This is a genomic window from Sphingosinicella ginsenosidimutans (assembly GCF_007995055.1).
In the GTDB taxonomy this organism is placed as follows: domain Bacteria; phylum Pseudomonadota; class Alphaproteobacteria; order Sphingomonadales; family Sphingomonadaceae; genus Allosphingosinicella; species Allosphingosinicella ginsenosidimutans.
This window is the reverse complement of sequence record NZ_VOQQ01000001.1, coordinates 746,027-762,552: the sequence shown is the minus strand read 5'-3', so window position 1 is coordinate 762,552 and position 16,526 is coordinate 746,027. Positions and strand designations below refer to the sequence as shown.

Here is a 16,526-nt window from a genome sequence, read left to right as displayed (position 1 = left end):
GCCTCCCGGCGCGGGCCGGAAGGCGGCGATGCGATTCTAGCGCCAGACCCAGCGGCACACCTGCCGCTGATGATGGTGGCGCCACACCGTGCGGCAGACGCGAACGCGCCGGTGGCGGCGATTATGCCAGCCATGATGGCGGTTCTGCCATTCGCGATTGTGCTGCGCCGCGGCTGGGGCGGCCGGCATGCCGATGCTGCCGACGGCGATCGCGGCGGCAAGAGCCAGTTTGAGCATCTTCATCGCATCTTCTCCCTTCGATAAGGCCCCCTGGCGCCAACATGCGGACGGGGTCGTCGGGTCCACGCGACGGCGCGCTCCGGCCCTGGCCGCGAGCCGCCGTTCCTCCCTTTCGCGGACCCTTCGGGACTCGGATGCTCATCCCCGCCGCGCGCGCCGGAATACGCCTTTCCGCCGTGCCCGGACAAGCCGTCGGGTGCGCCGAACTTAACCTTCCGTCAAAGGTCTGGCGCGTAGGAGCCGGCCACTGTTCTCCAGCCAGCGGAACGCGATGCCGAACGCCGTACTTTCACCCGACGTCGATCAATTCGGGGAGACGGCGGAGGCCCCGGCGGGAGCGCTCCCGTACGACGCGGGCGATCGCCTGCGCGCGGCGCACCTCCACAGGCGGCAGATCGAGGGCCGCGCCCTGTTCGCGGGGCCGCTCGCCGTCACCGCGAGCCTCGCCGCCCTGATCACCGCCTGGGCCATGATCGGATCGGTGCCCCACAATGTCGTGTTCGGCTGGGCGGCGCTCGTCACGATCGCCAATTTCGTGTCCTGCCAGCGGGCGATGGCCGCGCCGGCGCACGGCGCCGGGCGATCGGCGGGCGCCCGCGCGACCTGGCTTGCGGTGGTCGAGGCGATGGGCCTCGCCGCGCTCTGGTCCGCGCTGCCCTGCTATGCCTTCGCGACCGAGCCGGCCGAGGTCCAGGTCGTGATCGGCGGGGCGATGGCGGCGATGACCGGCGCGGCGATCGCGCTTGCCGCGACGCCGGCTGCGGCGATCGCCTGGATCGGGACGCTGACCGCTTTCTTCTGCGTCGCCTTCTATTTCGGGAGCGCCCATCTCGATCCCAAGATCGCCGCCACCTTCGTCCTCATCTCGGGCGCCAGCGCCTTCAGCGTCGCGCGCCTCACGCGCTGGACCTATGCCCAGCTGAAGGCGGTCGCGACGGCGGCGACCGAGGCCGAATCGGTCCGCAGCCTGCTCGACGAATATGAGCAACGCGGGGTCGGCTGGCTGTGGCAGCTCGATTCCGAAAATCGCGTCGTCTACATCTCGTCGCGGATGCCGGCGCTGCTCGGCCGCTCGGCCAGCCAGCTCGTCGGCCATTCGCTTCCGGCGGCGCTTGGCGGCAGCAGCGCGCTCGGCCGGGCGCTGCTCTCCCGCCAGCCCTTCGCCAATCTCGAAATGGAGCTCAAGACGCGCAGCGGCACACGCTGGATCAGCCTTGCCGGCGATCCGATCGTCGACGCGGCCGGCCGCTTCCAGGGCTATCGCGGCGTCGGCCAGGACGTGACCGAGGTGAAGAAGAACCAGGAGAGGCTCACCAACCTCGCCAATCACGATCTTCTGTCGGGCCTGCCCAATCGCGGCCGGGTGCGCCAGCTCCTCGCCGAGGCTCTGTCGGGCGCGGCCGGGGTGGAAACGGCCTGCGCGATCATGTTCCTCGATCTCGACGGCTTCAAGCCGGTCAACGACACGTTCGGCCATCCCAAGGGCGACGCCGTGCTGAAATCGGTGGCGAAGCGACTGCGCAAGGTGGTCGGCGGCGGCGGCCATGTCGGCCGCATGGGCGGCGACGAATTCGCCATCGTCATCAAGGATGCGTCGAGCCGCCAGATGGTGGAGGCGCTTGCCGGGCGGGTGATCGAGGCGGTCGCCGAACCCTATAATCTCGACAAGGCGGAAATCCGGATCGGCGTGTCGATCGGCTGCGCGTTCGGCCCCGCCGACGGGCGCAGCGTCGACGATCTCATCCAGAAGGCCGATCTCGCGCTCTATCAGGCGAAGGCGCAGGGACGCGGGACATGCTGCTTCTTCAGCGCGGCGCTGCAGAACGAGATGGAGGATCGGCTGCGGCTCGAACAGGATCTGAAGGCCGGCATCGGCGCCGGGCAGCTGCGCCTGCTCTATCAGCCGCTGATCAATGCCGCCGACCAGAGCCTGATGGGGTTCGAGGCGCTGGTCCGCTGGCATCATCCGGTGCGCGGGATGATCCCGCCCAACGCCTTCATCCCGCTTGCCGAGGAATCGGGCCTGATCGTCGAGCTCGGCGAATGGGTGATCGAGGAGGCGTGCCGCGCCGCAGCCTGCTGGCCCGACACCATCACCGTCGCGGTCAACATCTCCGCCAAGCAGCTGACGTCGGCGGCGCTGCCCAACATGATCGCCGACGCGCTGGGCCGCCACCGGATGCCGCCGAACCGGCTCGAGCTGGAGGTGACCGAATCGATCTTCATGTCCGATTCGCCGCATGCGCTCGATGTGCTGAAGCGGCTGCGTGCGCTCGGCGTCGGCATCGCGCTCGACGATTTCGGCACCGGCTATTCCTCGCTCGGCTATCTGAACAAGGCGGTCTTCCACAAGCTCAAGATCGACGGGAGCTTCGTCCGCGAGGCGGGGGCCAATCGGGAGACGGTGGCGATCATCCAGTCGATCGTCCAGCTCGCGCGCAGCTTCCGCATGACGATCACCGCCGAGGGCGTCGAGACCGCCGACGATTTCACGCGGATGCGTGATCTCGGCTGCCACCAGATCCAGGGCTATCTGTTCGGGCGGCCGATGGACTTCGAACGCGCGACGGCGCTCGTTCAGGGGACGATGCAGCGGCGGCTGCGCGCCTGATCCCGACGCTCAGCCAGGCTCAGCGCCGGCGGGCGGCGCGGTCCGCAAACCATTGGTTGATCATCTGCTGCGCGCAGCCGCTCTGGCCGAAGCTGCCCACGGGTGAGCAGCTGTTCGGCCGGGTATAGGCCTGTTCCTGCTCGAGCTGGGCGTTGGCGGTGCCCCAGGCAACCTCGGTGCGGCGATCGTCGCTATGGCGAAGCGCTGGCGGAATTCGATAGCGCTCTTCCTCGGGACGGCGGGCACAGACCACCACCTCATCCTCGTCACGGGGCGGGGGACAGGCATCATTGCCGTAGACGACAAGGCTGATCTCGCGGTCGGGGGGCGGATCGCCGGCGAAGGCCGGGCCTTGCACGAATGCGCCGGCCGCGACGAACAATCCCAACCAGAGGAGCGACTTGCGGCCGGCCATCGATGCGGCGTGCGCCATTTTTCCTGAACCCTGCCTGTCTGTCATGCCCCCATATGGGGCGCGGGCGGCGAGCAAAAAGGGGCGACGCCGCTGCGCCGCCCCATGGCCTCCGCCGCTGCGGAGGAAGTCGATCGCCCCCTGAAGAACCGGAGGATTATTCGTCGGTCGGAAGACCGCCCTCGGCTTCCCATTCCGCGGCGGTCTTGCAGATGCGCTTCACCATGCGCGAGCCGGTGATCGTGGTGCGCACGCAGATCTCACGCTGGTCCCGATCGTTGCGTTGGGCGGACTGGTGCTGTGCCCGTCCCTGGGCGGGAGCGGCTTCGTTGGCGGACGCCGGAACGGCGAGGCCGGCAAGCATGAGGCCGGCGGCTGCGACGGCGGCGTGGCGGCTCAGGTGGCGGATCGTGCTCATTGGGAGTCCCTCTTGTTCAACGTTTCGGTCATGCGGGCGGACGTCGCCCGCACCTGTGTTGCTGCATTAGTCATGCCAAACAGTGGCGCACTTGGATTTCAGTGACTTAGCTTTACGAACGCGCGAAAATCCCTTGAAAAATCGCCGAATTGCGGTGGTCTGCGCCAAGCATTGGGCGGTCGCGGAACCGGGCGGCGGCAACGTGCCGTCCGGATACGGACGCCCGCGCGTTCGAAAGCGGACGCGTGTCAGGCGCGCGAGGAGGCGCGCTTGGTCCGCAAGGTCGGATCGGCGGCCGCGGGATCGTCGGGCCAGGGGTGCTTTGGATAGCGCCCGCGCATCTCCTTCGCGACGGCGGCCCAGCTGCCGCGCCAGAAGCCGGGCAGGTCTCGCGTCGTCTGGATCGGCCGCCCGGCGGGCGAGGTCAGTGCGAGGACGAGCGGCGTCCCGCCGGCCCGGGGATGCTCGGCAAGGCCGAAAAAGGCCTGGACGCGCGCGGTGACGGTCGGGCCCGCCTCGGCATCATAATCGATCGCATGGGTGCTGCCCGCCGGGGTCGTGAAATGGCTCGGGGCGAGGCGGTCGATCGCCTGGCGGGCGTCCCAGCCGAGCAGGCCGTCCAGCGCACCGGACAAGGCGGCGGGATCGATCTCGGCGAGCCGTCGGCGGCCGGCGAGCGCGGGGGGAAGCCAGTCGTCGAGCGTGGCGAGCAACGCCTCGTCCGACAGATCGGGAATCGACGCATCGGCCTGGCGCGCAAAGGCGGCGCGGCGGCGCAGCGCGCGTGCCCCCTCGCTCCACGGCAGCCGATCGAGGCCATGGACGCGCACCCCCTCCAACAGAGCCGCCTCGATCATGGCCGGATCGGCGCGGCTGTCCTGGCCGCCGGACAGGAGGATCGCGCCGAGCCGCCGCCCGTGGCTGGCGCGCACGCCGCCGGTGGCGGGATCGAAGCCGACATCCGTGCCTTCGCGGATCCGGTCCGCGAACAGTGCCTCGACGCCCGCCTGATCGATCGGCGCGGCGGCGAGGATGCGCGCGCCCGACGCGGCGCCGCCGACCTCCGCCACCGCCAGCCAGTCTTCGCGGGCCAGCGGCGAGGCGGGATCGAGCCGGAAGCCGCGCCCGCCGACGCTGATCCAGTCGGCGCCGGAGGAGTCGCGTCGCTTCGACACACGGTCGGGAAAGGCGAGCGCGACGCATCCGCCAATCTCGCCTTGCCCGAGAGCCCTCGAAGGGCCTTCCCCGGCCCCGGCGCCGGCGTCCCGCGACGTCGCCCGGGACGAGCGGGCCAGCGTAAGCCAGTTGCGCGCAAGCCCCCGGGCGGCTTGCGCGCGCTTGCCCTTCTCGCCGCGCCAGCGCCTCAGGCGGAGCTCGAGGTCGGCGTCATTGCCGCCAAGCCCGCGCTCGGAGAGCAGCACGGCGACGTCGGCCGCCGTCTCGCCCCATCCCCGCGCGTCCGCCTCGATCAGCATATGGGCGAGGCGCGGCGGCAGCGGCAGATCGGCGATCGCCTGGCCGTGCGGAGTCGGACGGGCGCCTTGGTCGAGCGCGCCGAGCGCCGTCAGCCGCGTCCGCGCCTCGTCGATCGCGGCGCGCGGGGGTGGATCGAGCCAGCGCAGCGTGCGCGGATCGGCGACGCCCCACAGCGCGCAATCGAGCAGCAGCGCGGACAGATCGGCCTCCAATATCTCCGGCGGATCGAAGCGCGGCAGCGCCGCCGTCGCCGCCTCTTCCCACAGGCGGTAGACCTGGCCCGGCCCCTGCCGCCCGGCGCGGCCCGCGCGCTGCGCGACGGCGGCCTGGCTCGCCCGCTCGGTGACGAGCCGGGTGAGGCCCGCCGCGCGATCGTAGCGGGGGCGACGCGCGAGGCCGGAATCGACGACGATCCGCACGCCATCGAGCGTCAGGCTGGTCTCGGCGATCGAGGTGGCGAGGACGAGCTTGCGGACGCCCGGCGGCGACGGCGCGATCGCGGCGCGCTGGGCGGCCGGATCGAGGCTGCCGTGGAGGCGATGGAGCACGACGCCGGCGGGCAGCGGGTCCAGCCGCTCGGCTGTGCGCTCGATCTCCGCGACGCCGGGGAGGAAGGCCAGCAGGCCGCCTTCGGCCTCGGCCAGCGCGCGGCGGATCGCGCTCGCCATTTCATCCTCGATCCGCGCCTCGGCCCGCCGGCCGAGATGGGTGATGCTGAGCGGGAAGCCGCGGCCCTCGCTCTCGACCACCGGGGCGTCGCCCATCAGCGCGGAGACGCGCGCCCCGTCGAGCGTCGCCGACATGGCGACGAGCCTGAGGTCGGGCCGCAGCGCGCCCTGCGCGTCGAGCGCGAGGGCGAGGCCGAAATCGCTGTCGAGGCTGCGCTCGTGAATCTCGTCGAACAGCACCGCCGAGACGCCCGTCAGCTCGGGATCGGCCTGGATCCGCTTCAGGAAAATGCCCTCGGTGAGGACGGTGACCCGGGTCGCCGCCGATCGCTTGCTGTCGAGGCGCGTCGCATAGCCGATGGTCTTGCCCGCCGGCTCCCCCGCAAGCTCGGCCATCCGCTCGGCGGCGGCGCGGGCGGCGAGGCGGCGCGGGGAAAGGAGCAGGATTTCGCCCTCGCACCAGGGCTCGGCGAGCAGGGCCGGGGCGACGGCGGTGGTCTTGCCGGCGCCGGGCGGGGCGACGAGCACCGCATTGGGGCGATCCCGCAGCGTGGCGAGAAGATCGGGCAGGACCGCGTGGATCGGAAGGCCCGTCATCCCGCCGCGCCGAGCCTCAGCCGGTCGCGCAGCGCCCAGCGGCCGAGCATCAGCGCGGCGACGGCCGCGAGCCCGCTGGCAAGCCCGATCCAGATGCCGACGCCGCGCAAATGGGTGTGGAAGCCGAGCCAGACCGCGACGATGATCCCGACCACCCAATAGCCGAAGGCGGCATAGGCCATCGGCCAGCGCGTGTCCTGGATGCCGCGAAGCATCCCCGCGCCGATCGTCTGCGCGCCGTCGAAAAGCTGGAACCAGGCGGCGACCCACAGGAAGCTGATCGTGAGATCGAAGACCTGGCGATCGGCTTGCGTCTCGCGGCCGAGGAAGAGGCCGGTCAGCCCCTCGCTGCCGAGCGCGATGCCGAGCGAAAGCAGGATCGCCGCGCCGAGCCCGAGCGACAGCGCGGCATGGCCGGCGCGGGCGATGCCGGCGCGGTCGCCGCGGCCGTGGAACAGGCCGACGCGGACCGTCGCCGCCTGGGCGATGCCGAACGGCAGCTGGAAGGCGAGCGCGGCGATCTGGATCGCGATCGCATGGGCGGCGAGCGAGGCGCGGTCGATCAGGCCCATGAGGAACACCGCCGCGTTGAAGATCGTGATTTCCAGCGCCAGCGTGACGCCGATCGGCAGACCGAGCCGCAGCAACTCGCGAAAGCGCGGCCAATCGGATCGCCAGAAGCGCCCGAACAGGCGGTAGCGCCGGAAGCGGCGGACGCTCGAGACGACCGTCGCCATGCCAAGGAAGAGAAACAGGTTGGCGAGGAAATTGGCGATCGCCGCGCCGGTGAGGCCGAGCTCGGGAAAGCCGAAATGGCCGAAGACGAGCGTCCAGCAGGAGAGTGCGTTGAAGGCGACTCCCCCGGCGGTGACCACCAGGCCCCAGACCGGCCGTTCGAGCGACGTCACGTAGAGCCGCAGCACGACATAGAGGAGGAAGGGCAGCGTGCCCCACATCGCGATCCTGAGGAAGCCGGCGGCGGCCCGGGACAGGGCGGGCTCCTGGCCGAGCAGGGCGAACACCGCCTCGGCATGCCAGGCGACCAGCCAGATCGGCACGCACAGCAGGGCCGATGCCCACCAGGCCTGGCGGACGGTGCGGCGCACCTCGCGCACCGAATAAGGCCGCCGCCCGCGTTCGGCGGCGATCAGCGGCGAGGCGGCGGTGACCACGCCGATCCCGAAGATCGCCATCGCCCACAGAAGGTTGAGCGCCAGCGCCGAGGCGGCGAGCGCGGCGACGTCGTAGCGGCCGAGGATCAGCACATCGACCGTGTTGATCGCCATCTGCGCGAAGCCGCCGAGGATCAGCGGCAGCGCGAGCCGGGCGGTTGCGCCGAGCTCGCTTCGGAATCCGGTCTCGGGCGTCGACGGCTCTAGAAGGGCAGCCATTCCGTGCCGCCCGGGGAGATCACGTCCTCGGTCTTGTCGCACGCCCACAGGATGCCGGTCAGGATCGCGAGCGCCGCGGCGAGATCGAGCAGCAGGACGGCGGCGAAGACGAGATAGGGATGGAAGGGGCCGATCCGGTCGAGCCCGCTCCTCAACGGCCGGCGGAGCATGTCAGTAGGCGCGCGCGATCGCGAATTCGACCGCTTCGACCAGCGCCGATCGGGCGCGCCCGGCGGGGAAGGGACCGAGCGCGTCGATCGCGCGGCGGCCATAATGGCGCGCCCGCTCAAGCGTGTCGGAAATGGCGTCGTGCCGCTCGATCAGGCGGATGGCGTGGGCCAGATCCTCGTCGCCCGCGCGGCGGCCGGCGATCGCCTCGCGCCAGAACTCGCGCTCCTCCCCGGTGCCGCGCGCGTAAGCGAGGATGACGGGGAGCGTGACCTTGCCGTCGCGGAAATCGTCGCCCACGCCCTTGCCCATCGTCTTCGCGTCGGAGGCATAGTCGATCGCGTCGTCGACGAGCTGGAAGGCGACGCCGAGATTGCGGCCATAGGCGTCCAGCGCCTCCTCCACCGCTTCCTCGCGCTCGGCGACCACCGCCGCGATCCGGCAGGCGGCGGCGAAGAGCGCGGCGGTCTTTGCGGCGATGATCTCGAGATAATGGTCTTCGCCCGTCTCGATCCGGCGCTGGGCGGTCAGCTGATCGACCTCGCCCTCCGCGATCACGCTGGAGGCGCGGGAGAGAATCTTCAGCACCTTGAGGCTGCCGTCCTCCACCATCAGCTCGAAGCTGCGCGAAAAGAGGAAATCGCCGACGAGGACGCTCGCGGGATTGCCCCAGATGATGTTGGCCGTCCGCCGCCCGCGCCGCAGGCCCGATCCATCGACCACGTCGTCGTGGAGCAAGGTGGCGGTGTGGATGAACTCGACCGCCGCGGCGAGCTTGTGGTGGCGCGACCCCTGATAGTCGAGCAACCGCGCGCAGGCGAGCGTCAGCATCGGCCGCATCCTCTTGCCGCCGCCGGCGATCAGGTGCCCCGCAAGCTCGGGGATCAGCGCGACCTCGCTCTGCATGCGATCGAGGATCACCGCGTTTACATGGTTGAGATCGGCCGCCACGAGCTGCACGATCGGGTCGAGCGAGGCCGCGCGCACGGCGCCGATGGGATGGACGGTGGCAGTCATCGGCTGCGCTCTGCGCCCCGGCCGTGGCAAAGGCAAGAGGCGGCCGGCTCAGCTTCTCGGCGGCTTGCGGCGGCCGACCGGAAGCGAGAGTCCGGTGCGCTGTGCCGGGAGGACCAGCCCGGTCCGCCCGGACGGCAGCATCAGCGCGGTCATCTCCGCCGGCGGCAGCTTCAGCCGGACGAGCAGGCCGCCCAGATCCTCGCTCTCCTCGAGCCGGACCTCGCCGCCATAGATTTCGGCGACGTCGCGAACGATGCCGAGGCCGAGCCCGGTGCCCGGCTTGCCGGTATCCAGCCGCTTGCCGCGCCCGAAGATCGCCTCGCGCTCGGCCTCCGGAATGCCCGGTCCGTCATCCTCGACCTCGATCTCGACCCACGCGCCGCCGCCCTTCACCGTCACGAAGACGCGGCCATTGCCATATTTGGCGGCGTTTTCGATGAGATTGCCAAGCATTTCGTCGAGATCCTGTCGCTCGGCCCGGACGACGGCGCTCCGATCCCCCGTGAGATCGACGGTCACGTTCTCGTACATGCGCGACACGGCGCGCTCCACCGCCTCCAGCGATTCCCACACGACCGCGCGCGCCTGGGCGGAGGAGCGCCGGCCGATGGCGCGGGCGCGGGCGAGGTGGTGATCGACCTGCCGGCGCATCGTGCGCGCCTCGCGGATCACGGTGTCGGGCAGATCGGGGCTGCGCGCCATCGCCTCGTTGTTGATGACGGTGAGCGGGGTCTTCAGCGCATGGGCAAGGTTGCCGGCATGGCGCCGCGCCTCCTCCGCCTGGGTCTCGTTATGTTCGAGCAGCGCATTGAGCTCCTCGACAAGCGGGGCGATCTCGCGCGGGAGCCGCTCGTCGATCCGGGCCTTCTCGCCCGATCGGATCGCGACGATCGAGCGGCGGACGCGGCGCAGCGGCCACAGGCCGTAGATCGCCTGGATCGCGGCGAGCGCGATCAGGCCGAGGCCGAGCAGGCCGAAGGAGCGGACCAGGATCCGCCGCAGCACCCCGATCTGCGCGTCGAGCGCGTCGCGGCTCTGCGCGATCTGGAAGCGCCAGCGCACCGGCGATCCGGGCAGACGCACGTCGCGCTCGACGATCCTGAGCTTCTCGTCGGCGAACTCGCCGCTGTCATAAGCGTGCGCGTCGGCATCGACATGGCCGGGCTCGACCGTGAGCTGCCGATCCCACAGCGAGCGCGACTTGAACGGATCGAAGCCGGCGCCGCTGATCTGGTAGTAAAGGCCCGAATAGGGCTCCAGAAAGCGCTGGTCGGCGGGCTGGCGGGTGAACAGCACCTCGCCATCCGGGCCGATGTCCGACGATCCGATCATCTGGGTCAGCACATAATCGAGCTGGGCGTCGAAATTGGCGGTCACCGCCGAGGTCAGCACGCGATCGAGCGTATAGCCGCCGAGCCCGAGCAGGAGGACGATCCACAACGCGGAAATGCCGATCATCCGCCTCGTGAGCGAGCCGGTGCGCGAGGGTGCGCCGTCCGTCGCCGCGCGCCGCCCCAGGGCCGCCACGCCGAGCCCGCCGGCGAACAGGAGAAGGCCGAGGATGAAGAGGCCGCGGCCGATCCACGGCGAGGCCGTGTCGCGCAACATTATTCCGGCGATGCACAGGCCGATCGAGACGAGAAGCGTCGCGACGATCGCGACCACGCGGGCGCGGCGCGGCGGGGCGGCCCCCGGGAGGGGCGCGGGATCGCTCAGGCGCGCGGCTCTTCGAGGCTGTAGCCGAGGCCGCGGATCGTGGTGATCACGTCAGGGCCGAGCTTCTTGCGGATGCGAGTCACGAACACCTCGATCGTGTTCGAATCGCGGTCGAAATCCTGGTCGTAAATATGTTCGATCAGCTCGGTGCGGCTCACCACCTTGCCCTTGTGGTGCATGAGATAGGAGAGCAGCTTATATTCCTGCGCGGTGAGCTTCACCGGCTCGCCGTCGAGCGTCACCTTTCCCGATCGGGTGTCGAGCCTCACGTCGCCGGCGGTCAGCTCGCTCGACGCATTGCCGGAGGCGCGGCGGATGAGCGCGCGCAGCCGCGCGATCAGCTCCTCCGTCTGGAATGGCTTGGCGAGATAATCGTCGGCGCCCGCATCGAGCCCGGCCACCTTGTCCGACCAGCTGTCGCGCGCGGTGAGGACCAGGACGGGAACCTTGATCCCCTCCTTGCGCCAGCGATCGAGCACGGTCAGCCCGTCCACCTCGGGCAGGCCGAGATCGAGGATGATCGCGTCATAGGTCTCGGTGGAGCCGAGATAATGGCCGTCCTCGCCATCGGTGGCGAGATCGATCGCATAGCCCGCGCCCTCGAGAGTGGCCCTGAGCTGCCGGCCGAGATTCGGCTCGTCCTCGACGATCAGCACCCGCATGGTCTTGTCCCTTCGTTTCGCGGCGGCCGCGCGGCGGCATCCGTCTCGTCAAATGTCACGCGGATATGGGAATAGCAACGGCGGCGCGCCAAGGCCACGTCGCCTATTGGCGCCCGAGCACCTGGCCGGTGCGCGCGTCGACGTCGATCCAGATGACCTCCGAGCCGCGCATGAATTTCAGTCGATAGACCCGCCCGTCGAAATCGGCCCCGATGAACTCCGCGCCGGGGAGCCTGACGCGCGCCCTGATCTCGGGCAGCGGCAGGATTTCGCCCTGCTGGGTCTGGCGATAGGCCTCCGCCTGCTCGCCGCGAGTCACCGGCAGGCGGGCGCGGCGCTGCCCCTCTGCGGGAAGCGCGGACACGAGCAGGGCCATCGCGGCCAGCGGCAAAATGAAACGCATCACTTTATGAACTCTGCAAAATCTCTCACGTTCGCAAGCGAAATAGCAGAAAGCATTGAATAGGCCATGAATAGCACGGTAGTGGCGGCATGAAGCTTCGAGGGGGAAGCCTGATGGATCGCGCCGTGGCGCGGGCGGCCTGGCAAGGGCGGGCCGTCGCGTGGATCTGAACGCCCATACGCTCGGCTGGGCGTTCGGCGCGCTGCTCGCCGCGTTCGCAGCCGTCACGCTGGCGGTGGCGCGGGGCTGGTCCGATCGCCTCGATCGGGCGGTGATCGCCCGGATGCCGTTGACCAACGGGCATGAGGGCCGTCCGCCGCGGATCGACTCGGCGATGCGCGATCTTTCGGCGATGGGCGGCGATACGGTGCACGGCGCGTTCGTCATCGTCGTCGCCTCCGGCCTGTTCGTCGAGGACGATCCGGCGACCGCGGTGCGGTTCCTCGGCATGGTGCTCGGCGCGCGGCTGCTCGTCGTCCTCCTCAAGAAGATGATCCAGCGCCAGCGGCCGCCCGCTCGCGACCGGGGCGTCGCGACCTACACGACCAGCTTTCCAAGCGGCCACACGTTGATGTCCACCGTGATGCTCGTCGCCGCCGCGGTGCTGCTGACGCCCGACGACACGCTGGCGATGCAGAATTTCATGCTGATCGTCGCTGTGCTGGTCAGCATCGCGATCGGATCGGCGCGGGTCTATCTGAGGGTCCACTGGCCGAGCGACATCCTTGCCGGCTGGCTCGCGGGCGGCGCCTGGTCGGCGGGCGTCCTGCTCGTCTTCGATCATTTTTTCGATTGAGGCGGTTGCGATGGGCGCGCGCCTGGCCGACATCGTCCGGCAATGCTGATCGATCTTTCCACCGCGGCGGACGATCTTTCGCGCGATGCCCAGGTCTGCGTGATCGGCGCAGGCGCCGCTGGGCAGATCGTCGCGCGCCGGCTGCTCGCCAGCGGCCATTCGGTGATCCTGCTGGAAAGCGGCGGGCTCGATTACGAAGCCGATGTCGCCGATCTCAATGCCGGCGAGAATGTCGGCGAGGATTATTATCCGCTCGATCATGCGCGCCTTCGGTTCTTCGGCGGGACCACGGCGATCTGGGGCGGCCGCTGCGCGATGCTCGATCCGATCGATCTGGAGCGGCGGCCGTGGGTGCCGCATTCGGGCTGGCCGATCGGCTATGAGGAGCTCGCTCGCTATTATCGCGAGGCGCGGCCGCTGTTCGGGCTCGGGGCCGAGACGGAGAACGCCGATACGTTGCGCCGCGCCGGCGTTCCGATTCCCGCCTTCGACGCGGACAGGCTGGCGACGCCGGTCTGGACGTTCGACATGCGCTTCGACCGCTTCTCGCGCGGCAATTGCGAGGATCTGGTCCGCCATCCGCGTTGCGAGATCGTCCTTCATGCGAGCGTGACCCGGATCGTCGCGGCGCCGTCGGGCCGCGGCGTCGTCGGGGTCGAGGCGAAGGCGCTCAACGGGCGGCGGCTCGCCGTCGCCGCGACAATCTTCGTCCTCGCCGCCGGGGGAATCGAAAATCCGCGGCTGCTGCTCGCCTCCGGGCTGGGCAATGAGCATGACCTGGTCGGCCGCTTCTTCATGGAGCATCCCCATGCCCGTGGCGGCCGGATCATCGGCGGGGCGCCATGGACGCTGCTGAAGGCGTTCGCGCGCCGTCACCGGGTGAAGGGGCAGGATCTCGCCGCGCTGATCGCACCGGCGCCCGCGCTCCAGGCCGAGCGCGGCATCCTCAACACCTCGCTCACCATCGTCGCGCGGCAACCGGCGCGATCGAGCCAGTTCTGGGGCATGAGGGCCTATTCGAAGCTGAAGCATGACATGGCGCCGACGAAGAGCGGCCGGCGTCTGTGGATCACGACCAAGCGCCTCGCCGGCTGGGCGCAGCGCCGGATCGATCCGCTCCGGCCCTGGCTGCTGACCAAGGCGGGGCAGCTGGAGGTCGCGCTGCTCGTTCGCGCCGAACAGGCGCCCTCGCCGGACAGCCGCCTCACCCTCTCGGACGATCGCGACGCGCTCGGCGTGCCCCGGGTCAGGCTCGACTGGCGGTTGAACGCGCTCGATGTGCACAGCGTCGACGTGCTCGCGCGGACGCTCGGCGAGGAGCTTCAGCGGCTCGGGCTCGGCAGGGTCGAACCGGCCGAATGGCTGGCCGATCCGTCCGGCGGCTGGCGGACCGATCCGCTGATCTCCGCCCATCCCATCGGCGGCTATCATCATATGGGGACGACGCGCATGGCGGACAGCGCGCGCGAGGGCGTGACCGACGGCCGCGGCCGGGTCCACGGCCTGCCCAATCTCTATGTCGCTGGATCGTCGCTGTTCCCGACCAGCGGCTGGGCCAATCCCACCCTCACCATCGCCGCGCTCGCGCTGAGGACCGGGGACGATATCGCGGGAGCGCTGGCATGAGCCTCGTCGTGACCCCGATCGGCGACAATCCAACGCGCATGTGGGGCCTGACCGCGCGCCGCCGGCTGGAGCGGATCGCCGCAAGGATGGGCGCGCGCCTCGGCGAAGGGGGCGAGATCCAGGTCAATCTCGCCTACGCCTTCGATCCCGCGTGGCTCCGGCTGATCGCGGCGCGGCCGGGGGCGGTGGTGACGAAGGACGGGGTGAGCGTGCTTGCCAACGGCGTCGATGCGCGCGCGGCGATGGAGGGGAAAGGCGCGCTCCCCGCCGATGCCGAGATCATCGCGCAGGAGACGTTCGGCGACATCGTCAACGACGAGCTTCGCAAGCGCGAGCAGCCGTTCATGGAACGGCTGACGCCGGACAGCGTCGCCGGGCTCGAGGAGATCAGCTATCGCGCCTCGTACAAGGGCGTTACCGATCTCCTGACCAAATATCTGTGGCCGCGATGGGCCTTTCACCTGACCCGGCTGGCGGCGCGGATCGGCCTGTCGCCGAACATGGTGACGAGCATCGGCGCGGTCCTGTGCGCGGTCGCGACCGCCTGCTTCTGGTTCGGCCATTATTGGGCCGGGATGGCGAGCGGGCTCGTCTTCATGGTGCTCGACACGGTGGACGGAAAGCTCGCCCGCTGCACGATCACCTCGTCGAAATGGGGCGAGGCGTTCGATCACGGCATCGATCTCGTCCACCCGCTGGTCTGGTGGTACGCCTGGGGCGTCGGGCTGGAGTCCTACGGCCGCCCGCTCGATCCGCCGACCTTCTGGACGGTGATGATCGCGCTCGCGGCGGGCTATATCGTCCAGCGGCTGATCGAGGGCGCGTTCATCGCCTCGTTCGGGATGCACATTCACGTCTGGCGCAAGGTGGATTCGGATTTCCGGCTGATCACCGCGCGGCGCAATCCGAACATGGTGATCCTGTTCGTGGCGACGCTCGCCATGCGCCCCGATATCGGCCTTGTCGCGGTCGCCGTCTGGACGGTCCTGTCCTGCCTTTTTCATCTCGTCCGACTCGCCCAGGCCTATGCGCTGCGCTGGCGTGGCGGCGCCGTCAGGAGCTGGCTCGAATGAACGCGACGATCCGCCGCTTCGGCTATCCGGACACGCTGATCGCGGCCTATGACCATTGGGTCGTGCTGCTGCGGCCCGATCAGCCGACGCTCGGCTCGCTCGTCCTCGCAGCGACCGGGGAAGCGACCGCTTTGGCCGCCCTCGCCCCCGAGGCGTTCGCCGAACTGAAGCGGGTCGTCGGCGATATCGAGACGGCGCTGAAGGACGCCGTCGACTATGCGAAGATCAACTATCTGATGCTGATGATGGTCGATCCCCACGTCCACTGGCACGTCCTGCCGCGCTACGAGGGGGGAAGGACCGTCGGCGCGCTGACCATCGCCGACGCCGGGTGGCCGAAGGCGCCGCAGCTCGGTGCGGCGGCGACGCTGTCGCCCGGCCAGATCGCGCAGCTAGGCGCGTGGCTGCGCGCGAAATGGCCCGCCGCCGGGCGCTAGATCCCTCGCCCAGCCCGCGGTGAGCGCGCGCGCCGCCTCGACATCGGGCGGAAAATCCACCTCCTGCCACGCAATTCCACGGATCGACGTCGTGTGGACGATCCCCGTATCCGCCAGCAGGTCGATCACGCGCAGGTAGAAATCCGCGGTTCCGGCCGGGGTCCGCATGATCGCCTCCACCGCATCGATGAAGGCGCGGCGCCCCTCGCCCTGGAAGCGAAGCACGCCGATCGATTCGGCGTTGTAGCCGCCCGTGGGGAGCTTCTTGCCGATCCGGACCAGCCGGTCGCCGTCGCGCAGGACCTTCATGTCGTCGTCGTCATAATCCTCCTTCTCGTCGATCGTGACGCGGATCGGCGCGGCCGGCGCGGCGATGACGCGCGCGACGAGATCGGGCGGCACCAGCGTGTCGCCGTTGAGCAGCAGAAGGTCCTCGTCGAAGCTCCGGCGCGCCATCCAGACCGAACCCAGATTGTCGGCGACGTGATAGAAGGGGTTGAAGATCGTGGAGACCCCGGATCGCCCCGCGATCACCTCATCGACCATGTCCGGCTTGAAGCCGGTGACGATATCGACCCGGGCCACGCCCGCCGCTTCGAGCGCGTCGAGCTGCCATTCCAGAAGGGTGCGCCCCGAAAAGTCGATGAGGCATTTCGGCCGGTCCTCGGTGAGCGGCAAGAGGCGGGAGCCCTTGCCGGCGCTCAGGATCACGGCGCGACGGATGGCCCGCCCCTCGATCATGCTCGTCTCCTCGATCCGCGCGGCTTGCCCGCGCGGCTGCGCCGGTGCAAGGGCGGCGTGGCGAAATGATGACC

At 69.9% G+C, this 16,526-nt stretch carries 16 protein-coding genes; 5 read left to right on the top strand and 11 right to left on the bottom strand.

The genetic code is table 11. From position 1 onward, the window contains the following. Window positions 1-36: 36 nt before the first annotated feature. Window positions 37-243 carry a hypothetical protein gene (locus FRZ32_RS03775; protein ID WP_243445183.1) on the bottom strand — a complete coding sequence of 69 codons (207 nt, stop codon included), beginning with the start codon at window positions 241-243 and terminating at the stop codon, window positions 37-39. A 268-nt stretch (window positions 244-511) separates the two neighbouring features. On the opposite strand from FRZ32_RS03775, the gene FRZ32_RS03770 reads away from it, so the two are divergent. Further along, window positions 512-2,851 carry a putative bifunctional diguanylate cyclase/phosphodiesterase gene (locus FRZ32_RS03770; protein ID WP_147042247.1) on the top strand — a complete coding sequence of 780 codons (2,340 nt, stop codon included), beginning with the start codon at window positions 512-514 and terminating at the stop codon, window positions 2,849-2,851. Between the two features lie 19 nt (window positions 2,852-2,870). Here FRZ32_RS03770 and FRZ32_RS03765 read toward each other — a convergent pair whose 3' ends face one another. The 9 genes from FRZ32_RS03765 to FRZ32_RS03725 form a co-directional block, all read right to left on the bottom strand. Further along, entirely contained in the window at window positions 2,871-3,284 is a 414-nt protein-coding gene (locus tag FRZ32_RS03765; RefSeq protein ID WP_147042246.1) for a hypothetical protein, read from the bottom strand. Between the two features lie 136 nt (window positions 3,285-3,420). Beyond that, window positions 3,421-3,681, bottom strand: coding sequence for a hypothetical protein (locus FRZ32_RS03760; protein ID WP_147042245.1), 261 nt, complete (start codon window positions 3,679-3,681; stop codon window positions 3,421-3,423). A gap of 248 nt (window positions 3,682-3,929) precedes the next feature. Continuing rightward, window positions 3,930-6,422, bottom strand: coding sequence for an ATP-dependent helicase HrpB (gene hrpB / locus FRZ32_RS03755; RefSeq protein WP_147042244.1), 2,493 nt, complete (start codon window positions 6,420-6,422; stop codon window positions 3,930-3,932). After that, complete coding sequence (locus FRZ32_RS03750) at window positions 6,419-7,813, bottom strand: MATE family efflux transporter (RefSeq protein WP_147042243.1); 1,395 nt, start codon at window positions 7,811-7,813, stop codon at window positions 6,419-6,421. The genes hrpB and FRZ32_RS03750 overlap by 4 nt, the downstream gene beginning before the upstream one ends. Then, window positions 7,798-7,983 (bottom strand): hypothetical protein, encoded by a 186-nt coding sequence (locus FRZ32_RS03745; RefSeq protein ID WP_147042242.1) that lies wholly within the window; start codon window positions 7,981-7,983, stop codon window positions 7,798-7,800. The genes FRZ32_RS03750 and FRZ32_RS03745 overlap by 16 nt, the downstream gene beginning before the upstream one ends. A gap of 1 nt (window position 7,984) precedes the next feature. Beyond that, a complete protein-coding gene (locus FRZ32_RS03740) occupies window positions 7,985-8,998 on the bottom strand; it encodes a polyprenyl synthetase family protein (protein WP_147042241.1) in 1,014 nt (337 codons plus the stop codon). 48 nt (window positions 8,999-9,046) lie between these two features. After that, window positions 9,047-10,456 carry a sensor histidine kinase gene (locus FRZ32_RS03735; RefSeq protein ID WP_147044311.1) on the bottom strand — a complete coding sequence of 470 codons (1,410 nt, stop codon included), beginning with the start codon at window positions 10,454-10,456 and terminating at the stop codon, window positions 9,047-9,049. A gap of 254 nt (window positions 10,457-10,710) precedes the next feature. Continuing rightward, window positions 10,711-11,376: a response regulator transcription factor gene (locus FRZ32_RS03730; protein WP_147042240.1), complete on the bottom strand. Its 666-nt coding sequence runs from the start codon at window positions 11,374-11,376 to the stop codon at window positions 10,711-10,713. 103 nt (window positions 11,377-11,479) lie between these two features. Continuing rightward, window positions 11,480-11,779, bottom strand: coding sequence for a PepSY domain-containing protein (locus FRZ32_RS03725; protein ID WP_147042239.1), 300 nt, complete (start codon window positions 11,777-11,779; stop codon window positions 11,480-11,482). A gap of 160 nt (window positions 11,780-11,939) precedes the next feature. Here FRZ32_RS03725 and FRZ32_RS03720 point away from each other — a divergent pair, with 160 nt between their 5' ends. The 4 genes from FRZ32_RS03720 to FRZ32_RS03705 are packed head-to-tail and all read left to right on the top strand — an operon-like array spanning window position 11,940 to window position 15,711. Continuing rightward, on the top strand, window positions 11,940-12,575 hold the full coding sequence (locus FRZ32_RS03720; RefSeq protein WP_147042238.1) for a phosphatase PAP2 family protein: 636 nt from the start codon (window positions 11,940-11,942) through the stop codon (window positions 12,573-12,575). Window positions 12,576-12,617: 42 nt separating this feature from the next. Continuing rightward, a complete protein-coding gene (locus FRZ32_RS03715; protein ID WP_147042237.1) occupies window positions 12,618-14,201 on the top strand; it encodes an FAD-dependent oxidoreductase in 1,584 nt (527 codons plus the stop codon). Next, window positions 14,198-15,274: a CDP-alcohol phosphatidyltransferase family protein gene (locus FRZ32_RS03710; protein WP_147042236.1), complete on the top strand. Its 1,077-nt coding sequence runs from the start codon at window positions 14,198-14,200 to the stop codon at window positions 15,272-15,274. Before FRZ32_RS03715 ends, FRZ32_RS03710 begins: the two co-directional genes overlap by 4 nt. Continuing rightward, window positions 15,271-15,711, top strand: a complete 441-nt coding sequence (locus tag FRZ32_RS03705) for an HIT family protein (protein ID WP_147042235.1) — start codon at window positions 15,271-15,273, stop codon at window positions 15,709-15,711. The genes FRZ32_RS03710 and FRZ32_RS03705 overlap by 4 nt, the downstream gene beginning before the upstream one ends. Here the strand turns inward: FRZ32_RS03705 and FRZ32_RS03700 are convergent. Next, window positions 15,667-16,452, bottom strand: coding sequence for a phosphocholine cytidylyltransferase family protein (locus FRZ32_RS03700; protein ID WP_147042234.1), 786 nt, complete (start codon window positions 16,450-16,452; stop codon window positions 15,667-15,669). The genes FRZ32_RS03705 and FRZ32_RS03700 overlap by 45 nt on opposite strands. Between the last annotated feature and the right edge of the window lie 74 nt (window positions 16,453-16,526).

Excerpts from the sequence above, each read along its gene's own strand:
- FRZ32_RS03775 (WP_243445183.1), bottom strand. The coding sequence starts at position 243 with ATGAAGATGCTCAAACTGGCTCTTGCCGCCGCGATCGCCGTCGGCAGC.
- FRZ32_RS03770 (WP_147042247.1), top strand. The coding sequence starts at position 512 with ATGCCGAACGCCGTACTTTCACCCGACGTCGATCAATTCGGGGAGACG.
- FRZ32_RS03765 (WP_147042246.1), bottom strand. The coding sequence starts at position 3,284 with ATGGCGCACGCCGCATCGATGGCCGGCCGCAAGTCGCTCCTCTGGTTG.
- FRZ32_RS03760 (WP_147042245.1), bottom strand. The coding sequence starts at position 3,681 with ATGAGCACGATCCGCCACCTGAGCCGCCACGCCGCCGTCGCAGCCGCC.
- hrpB (WP_147042244.1), bottom strand. The coding sequence starts at position 6,422 with ATGACGGGCCTTCCGATCCACGCGGTCCTGCCCGATCTTCTCGCCACG.
- FRZ32_RS03750 (WP_147042243.1), bottom strand. The coding sequence starts at position 7,813 with ATGGCTGCCCTTCTAGAGCCGTCGACGCCCGAGACCGGATTCCGAAGC.
- FRZ32_RS03745 (WP_147042242.1), bottom strand. The coding sequence starts at position 7,983 with ATGCTCCGCCGGCCGTTGAGGAGCGGGCTCGACCGGATCGGCCCCTTC.
- FRZ32_RS03740 (WP_147042241.1), bottom strand. The coding sequence starts at position 8,998 with ATGACTGCCACCGTCCATCCCATCGGCGCCGTGCGCGCGGCCTCGCTC.
- FRZ32_RS03735 (WP_147044311.1), bottom strand. The coding sequence starts at position 10,456 with ATGATCGGCATTTCCGCGTTGTGGATCGTCCTCCTGCTCGGGCTCGGC.
- FRZ32_RS03730 (WP_147042240.1), bottom strand. The coding sequence starts at position 11,376 with ATGCGGGTGCTGATCGTCGAGGACGAGCCGAATCTCGGCCGGCAGCTC.
- FRZ32_RS03725 (WP_147042239.1), bottom strand. The coding sequence starts at position 11,779 with ATGCGTTTCATTTTGCCGCTGGCCGCGATGGCCCTGCTCGTGTCCGCG.
- FRZ32_RS03715 (WP_147042237.1), top strand. The coding sequence starts at position 12,618 with ATGCTGATCGATCTTTCCACCGCGGCGGACGATCTTTCGCGCGATGCC.
- FRZ32_RS03710 (WP_147042236.1), top strand. The coding sequence starts at position 14,198 with ATGAGCCTCGTCGTGACCCCGATCGGCGACAATCCAACGCGCATGTGG.
- FRZ32_RS03705 (WP_147042235.1), top strand. The coding sequence starts at position 15,271 with ATGAACGCGACGATCCGCCGCTTCGGCTATCCGGACACGCTGATCGCG.
- FRZ32_RS03700 (WP_147042234.1), bottom strand. The coding sequence starts at position 16,452 with ATGATCGAGGGGCGGGCCATCCGTCGCGCCGTGATCCTGAGCGCCGGC.